Here is a 1,119-nt window from a genome sequence, read left to right as displayed (position 1 = left end):
ATCGCCAGTTGGTTATCGTTTTTCAGCAGCCCTTTGTATCTGGCTTTCACGAAGCCGAACTGCCGCTTGATGATGCGAAACGGGTGCTCCACCCTGGCACGGATGCTGGCTTTCATGTATTCGATGTTGATGGCCGTTTTGTTCTTGCGCGGATGCTGCTTCAAGGTTTTTACCTTGCCGGGACGCTCGGCGATCAGCCAGTCCACATCCACCTCGGCCAGCTCCTCGCGCTGTGGCGCTCCTTGGTAGCCGGCATCGGCTGAGACAAATTGCTCCTCTCCATGAAGCAGATTACCCAGCTGATTGAGGTCATGCTCGTTGGCCGCGGTGGTGACTAGGCTGTGGGTCAGGCCACTCTTGGCATCGACACCAATGTGGGCCTTCATGCCAAAGTGCCACTGATTGCCTTTCTTGGTCTGATGCATCTCCGGATCGCGTTGCTGCTCTTTGTTCTTGGTAGAGCTGGGTGCCTCAATGATGGTGGCATCCACCAAAGTGCCTTGGGTCATCATGACGCCTGCTTCGGCCAGCCAGCGATTGATGGTCTTGAACAATTGACGGGCCAGTTGATGCTGCTCGAGCAGGTGGCGGAAATTCATGATGGTGGTGCGATCCGGCAGGGCGCTATCCAGGGATAATCGGGCAAACAGGCGCATGGAGGCGATTTCGTACAGGGCATCTTCCATGGCACCGTCGCTCAGGTTGTACCAATGCTGCATGCAGTGAATACGCAGCATGGTCTCCAGCGGATAGGGCCGTCGGCCATTGCCCGCCTTGGGATAAAACGGCTCGATGACAGCGGTCATATTCTGCCATGGCAGAATCTGCTCCATGCGGGAGAGGAAAATCTCTTTTCGGGTCTGACGGCGCTTAGTGCTGAATTCACTATCGGCGAAGGTGAGTTGATGGCTCATGATGTCCCTCTGGGATGCGCTCCGGATGAATATGATGATCTCATATCAGGAACTTGTTCGCACCTTCCCTAAAGCAGACTAATCCTATGGAAATGGAAAGATGGCAAGCATTGTTCTTTTTTTTGTTTACGTAATGTTTTTTATACCGAAAATGGACTTAATTTCTCTCGGGGGAGGGTTTAACGCTGTGTTAAGGGTGCATGAC

At 53.3% G+C, this 1,119-nt stretch carries 1 protein-coding gene; it reads right to left on the bottom strand.

Annotated features, from left to right (window positions below; all coding sequences use genetic code 11):
- Positions 1–914 (bottom strand): IS5-like element ISKpn26 family transposase (locus ABD006_RS17820; RefSeq protein ID WP_332222640.1); only part of this gene is annotated, 914 nt, incomplete at its 3' end.
- Positions 915–1,119: the final 205 nt, after the last annotated feature.

The organism is Salinibacillus aidingensis, from assembly GCF_039522525.1.
Taxonomy (GTDB): Bacteria; Bacillota; Bacilli; order Bacillales; family Alkalibacillaceae; genus Salinibacillus; species Salinibacillus aidingensis.
The sequence above is the reverse complement of the archived record's forward strand: the minus strand, read 5'-3'. Positions and strand labels throughout refer to the sequence as shown.